Source organism: Lactococcus termiticola (assembly GCF_003116835.1).
Taxonomy (GTDB): Bacteria; Bacillota; Bacilli; order Lactobacillales; family Streptococcaceae; genus Lactococcus; species Lactococcus termiticola.
The window spans coordinates 1-5,310 of the sequence record NZ_BFFO01000018.1; the positions used below are offsets into that span (position 1 = coordinate 1).

Sequence of the window (5,310 nt, forward strand, 5' to 3'; positions counted from 1 at the left end):
AATGAACTTTTAACGAGAGTTTGATCCTGGCTCAGGACGAACGCTGGCGGCGTGCCTAATACATGCAAGTGGAACGCTTCAAACTACACCGTGCTTGCACATCGTAGTTTGAAGAGTCGCGAACGGGTGAGTAACGCGTGGGAAATCTGCCTCTTAGCGGGGGACAACCTTTGGAAACGAAGGCTAATACCGCATAACAATGAAATACTCATGTATTTTATTTGAAAGGCGCTTCGGCGTCACTAAGAGATGATCCCGCGTTGGATTAGCTAGTTGGTAGGGTAAAGGCCTACCAAGGCAATGATCCATAGCCGACCTGAGAGGGTGATCGGCCACATTGGGACTGAGACACGGCCCAAACTCCTACGGGAGGCAGCAGTAGGGAATCTTCGGCAATGGACGAAAGTCTGACCGAGCAACGCCGCGTGAGTGAAGAAGGTTTTCGGATCGTAAAACTCTGTTGTAAGAGAAGAACGTGTGTGAGAGGAAATGTTCACACAGTGACGGTATCTTACCAGAAAGGGACGGCTAACTACGTGCCAGCAGCCGCGGTAATACGTAGGTCCCGAGCGTTGTCCGGATTTATTGGGCGTAAAGCGAGCGCAGGTGGTTTCTTAAGTCTGATGTTAAAGGCAGTGGCTCAACCATTGTACGCATTGGAAACTGGGAGACTTGAGTGTAGGAGAGGAGAGTGGAATTCCATGTGTAGCGGTGAAATGCGTAGATATATGGAGGAACACCGGAGGCGAAAGCGGCTCTCTGGCCTATTACTGACACTGAGGCTCGAAAGCGTGGGGAGCAAACAGGATTAGATACCCTGGTAGTCCACGCCGTAAACGATGAGTGCTAGCTGTTTGGAGCTATAAGTTCTAAGTAGCGCAGCTAACGCAATAAGCACTCCGCCTGGGGAGTACGACCGCAAGGTTGAAACTCAAAGGAATTGACGGGGGCCCGCACAAGCGGTGGAGCATGTGGTTTAATTCGAAGCAACGCGAAGAACCTTACCAGGTCTTGACATACGGGTGCTACTCCTAGAGATAGGAGGTTCCTTCGGGACACCCGATACAGGTGGTGCATGGTTGTCGTCAGCTCGTGTCGTGAGATGTTGGGTTAAGTCCCGCAACGAGCGCAACCCCTATTGTTAGTTGCCATCATTAAGTTGGGCACTCTAGCGAGACTGCCGGTGACAAACCGGAGGAAGGTGGGGATGACGTCAAATCATCATGCCCCTTATGACCTGGGCTACACACGTGCTACAATGGATGGTACAACGAGTCGCTACACAGTGATGTGATGCTAATCTCTTAAAACCATTCTCAGTTCGGATTGTAGGCTGCAACTCGCCTACATGAAGTCGGAATCGCTAGTAATCGCGGATCAGCACGCCGCGGTGAATACGTTCCCGGGCCTTGTACACACCGCCCGTCACACCACGGGAGTTGGGGGTGCCCGAAGTCGATTGCCTAACCTTTTGGAGGGCGTCGCCTAAGGCAAAACCGATGACTGGGGTGAAGTCGTAACAAGGTAGCCGTATCGGAAGGTGCGGCTGGATCACCTCCTTTCTAAGGAATAAGCGCCAGATGCGCGTCATCTGGACAAGAAAAAATCGAGTCACTTCTTTATTCAGTTTTGAGGGGGTTATGTCTAATTTGTAATCCCATAACCATCCTCTAAATAAGAGGGATGGGGCCTTAGCTCAGCTGGGAGAGCGCCTGCTTTGCACGCAGGAGGTCAGCGGTTCGATCCCGCTAGGCTCCATAGAGATGTTCTTCTTTATCTTATAAAGATGTAACATCTCGACATCGCACACCTGACATCTTCGATATCAGGAATGCGATGAAAGCGAAGCGTAAAATGCCAAAGCATTAACGCCCTGCTTTTGTACATTGAAAACTAAATAACCATTCTTATAACAAAGATAAAACCGAGTCGTCTAGTAATAGATGACAACAAGCTGCGAATTATTTTAATGAATAGTTCAACTTATATCTGAGAGTTTAGGAACACACGATGTTCCAAAAATAAATCTGATGAATACATTAGATTTTGGCAAAGTTAATAAGGGCGCACGGTGGATGCCTTGGCACTAAGAGCCGAAGAAGGACGTGACTAACTACGAAATGTCTGGGGGAGCTGTAAGTACGCTTTGATCCCAGGATCTCCGAATGGGGAAACCCACTTGTTTATGGCAAGTATCCGTACATGAATACATAGTGTACGTGAAGGTAACGCAGAGAACTGAAACATCTAAGTACCTGCAGGAAAAGAAAATAATAATGATTGCGTCAGTAGCGGCGAGCGAACGCGCATTAGGGCAAACCAGGAAGCTTGCTTCCTGGGGTTGTAGGACTGCAATGTGGACTTAAGCTTCATAGCTGAATTACCTGGAAAGGTAAGCTAAAGAGAGTAATAGCCTCGTAAGCGAAATGAAACTTATACCTAGCAGTATCCTGAGTAGGGCTGGACACGTGAAATCCAGTTTGAATCCGGGAGGACCATCTCCCAACCCTAAATACTCCTTAGTGACCGATAGTGAACCAGTACCGTGAGGGAAAGGTGAAAAGAACCCCGGGAGGGGAGTGAAATAGCACCTGAAACCGTGTGCCTACAAGAAGTTCGAGGACGTTAATGTCTGAGAGCGTGCCTTTTGTAGAATGAACCGGCGAGTTACGTTATGATGCGAGGTTAAGGTGAAGAGCCGGAGCCGCAGGGAAACCGAGTCTGAATAGGGCGTTTTAGTATCATGATGTAGACCCGAAACCTAGTGACCTATCCATGAGCAGGGTGAAGGTAAGGTAAAACTTACTGGAGGCCCGAACCAGGACACGTTGAAAAGTGTTTGGATGACTTGTGGATAGCGGAGAAATTCCAATCGAACTGGGAGATAGCTGGTTCTCTCCGAAATAGCTTTAGGGCTAGCGTCGCAATTTAAGTGTTATGGAGGTAGAGCACTGTTTGGATGAGGGGCCCATCTCGGGTTACCAATTTCAGATAAACTCCGAATGCTATAACACATGTGCGGCAGTCAGACTGCGAGTGCTAAGATCCGTAGTCGAAAGGGAAACAGCCCAGACCACCAGCTAAGGTCCCAAAATATATGTTAAGTGGAAAAGGATGTGGGGTTGCACAGACAACTAGGATGTTAGCTCAGAAGCAGCTATCATTCAAAGAGTGCGTAATAGCTCACTAGTCGAGTGACCCTGCGCCGAAAATGTACCGGGGCTAAACATATTACCGAAGCTGTGGATCAATTTTAATTGATGGTAGGAGAGCGTTGTAATCAGCGTCGAAGGTGTACCGTGAGGAGCGCTGGAGCGATTACAAGTGAGAATGCCGGTATGAGTAGCGAAAGACAGGTGAGAATCCTGTCCACCGTAAGACTAAGGTTTCCAGGGGAAGGCTCGTCCGCCCTGGGTTAGTCGGGACCTAAGGCGAGGCCGAAAGGCGTAGTCGATGGCCAACAGGTTGATATTCCTGTACACGTATTGTTGTGAAGGAGGGACGCAGTAGGCTAAGGGATGCCAGTTAATGGATTCTGGTCTAAGCAGTGAGGCGGACGAAGTGTCAAATGCATGAGTCTTAACGTTGAGCTGTGATGGGGAAGTTGCTTCGGCAACGAAGTCCCTGATGTCACACTGCCAAGAAAAGCTTCTAACTTAATTCAATACGTCCCGTACCGCAAACCGACACAGGTAGTCGAGGCGAGTAGCCTCAGGTGAGCGAGCGAACTCTCGTTAAGGAACTCGGCAAAATGACCCCGTAACTTCGGGAGAAGGGGTGCTGCTCTATGAGCAGCCGCAGTGAAAAGATCCAAGCAACTGTTTATCAAAAACACAGCTCTCTGCTAAACCGCAAGGTGATGTATAGGGGGTGACGCCTGCCCGGTGCTGGAAGGTTAAGAGGAGTGCTTAGCAATAGCGAAGGTATGAATTGAAGCCCCAGTAAACGGCGGCCGTAACTATAACGGTCCTAAGGTAGCGAAATTCCTTGTCGGGTAAGTTCCGACCCGCACGAAAGGCGTAATGATTTGGATACTGTCTCAACGAGAGACTCGGTGAAATTTTAGTACCTGTGAAGATGCAGGTTACCCGCGACAGGACGGAAAGACCCCATGGAGCTTTACTGTAGTTTGATATTGAGTATCTGTAAAGGATGTACAGGATAGGTAGGAGCCTATGAAATGTGTACGCTAGTATACAAGGAGGCGCTGTTGGGATACTACCCTTTCTTTATGGCTGCTCTAACCCACACCCGTAATCCGGGTGGGAGACAGTGTCTGACGGACAGTTTGACTGGGGCGGTCGCCTCCTAAAATGTAACGGAGGCGCTCAAAGGTTGGCTCAGTATGGTTGGAAATCATACGTAGAGTGTAAAGGTAAAAGCCAGCTTGACTGCGAGAGCTACAACTCGAGCAGGTAGGAAACTAGGACTTAGTGATCCGGTGGTACCGCATGGAAGGGCCATCGCTCAACGGATAAAAGCTACCCTGGGGATAACAGGCTTATCTCCCCCAAGAGTTCACATCGACGGGGAGGTTTGGCACCTCGATGTCGGCTCGTCGCATCCTGGGGCTGTAGTCGGTCCCAAGGGTTGGGCTGTTCGCCCATTAAAGCGGCACGCGAGCTGGGTTCAGAACGTCGTGAGACAGTTCGGTCCCTATCCGTCGCGGGCGTAGGAAATTTGAGAGGGTCTGTCCTTAGTACGAGAGGACCGGGATGGACTTACCGCTGGTGTACCAGTTGTGCCGCCAGGCGCATCGCTGGGTAGCTATGTAGGGACGGGATAAGCGCTGAAAGCATCTAAGTGCGAAGCCCCCCTCGAGATGAGATTTCCCATTCTTTATGAATTAAGAGCCCTGAGAGATGATCAGGTTGATAGGCTGGAAGTGGAAGTATGGCGACATATGTAGCGGACCAGTACTAATGGCTCGAGGACTTTACCAAGTAAAAAGCGGATATAAGCAGCTTGTAGGTTTTGTCCAAGTTATAGATGGTTATTTAGTTTTGAGTGTGCAAATGAACACACGAATATGATTTGGTTATCATGCCATAGGAGATACACCTGTTCCCATGTCGAACACAGCAGTTAAGTCCTATCGGGCCGGAAGTACTTGGGGGTTGCCCCCTGGGAGATAAGGACGTAGCCAAGTCCAAGAGAAAGCTTGGGCGAAAGCTCAAGTTTTTTGGGAATCAGAGATGATTTCCACCAGCTTAGGAGGACAGTTGTTCTTCTTTATGGGAGTTTAGCTCAGCTGGGAGAGCATCTGCCTTACAAGCAGAGGGTCGGGGGTTCGAACCCCTCAACTCCCAT

2 tRNA genes and 3 rRNA genes are annotated in these 5,310 nt (G+C 49.5%); all 5 read left to right on the forward strand.

The features are described from left to right. Window positions 1-8: 8 nt before the first annotated feature. The 5 genes from NtB2_RS08410 to NtB2_RS08430 all read left to right on the forward strand — a co-directional run bounded on the left by NtB2_RS08410 (window position 9) and on the right by NtB2_RS08430 (window position 5,309). Window positions 9-1,562 (forward strand): 16S ribosomal RNA (locus NtB2_RS08410). A gap of 123 nt (window positions 1,563-1,685) precedes the next feature. Further along, window positions 1,686-1,758: transfer RNA gene (locus tag NtB2_RS08415), tRNA-Ala, on the forward strand. Between the two features lie 290 nt (window positions 1,759-2,048). Next, window positions 2,049-4,943, forward strand: a 23S ribosomal RNA gene (locus NtB2_RS08420). Window positions 4,944-5,033: 90 nt separating this feature from the next. Further along, window positions 5,034-5,149 (forward strand): 5S ribosomal RNA (gene rrf, locus NtB2_RS08425). The 16S, 23S and 5S rRNA genes sit together here with 2 tRNA genes alongside, the layout of an rRNA operon. Before the next feature lie 87 nt (window positions 5,150-5,236). Beyond that, window positions 5,237-5,309: transfer RNA gene (locus NtB2_RS08430), tRNA-Val, on the forward strand. The last annotated feature ends 1 nt before the right edge of the window (window position 5,310 follow it).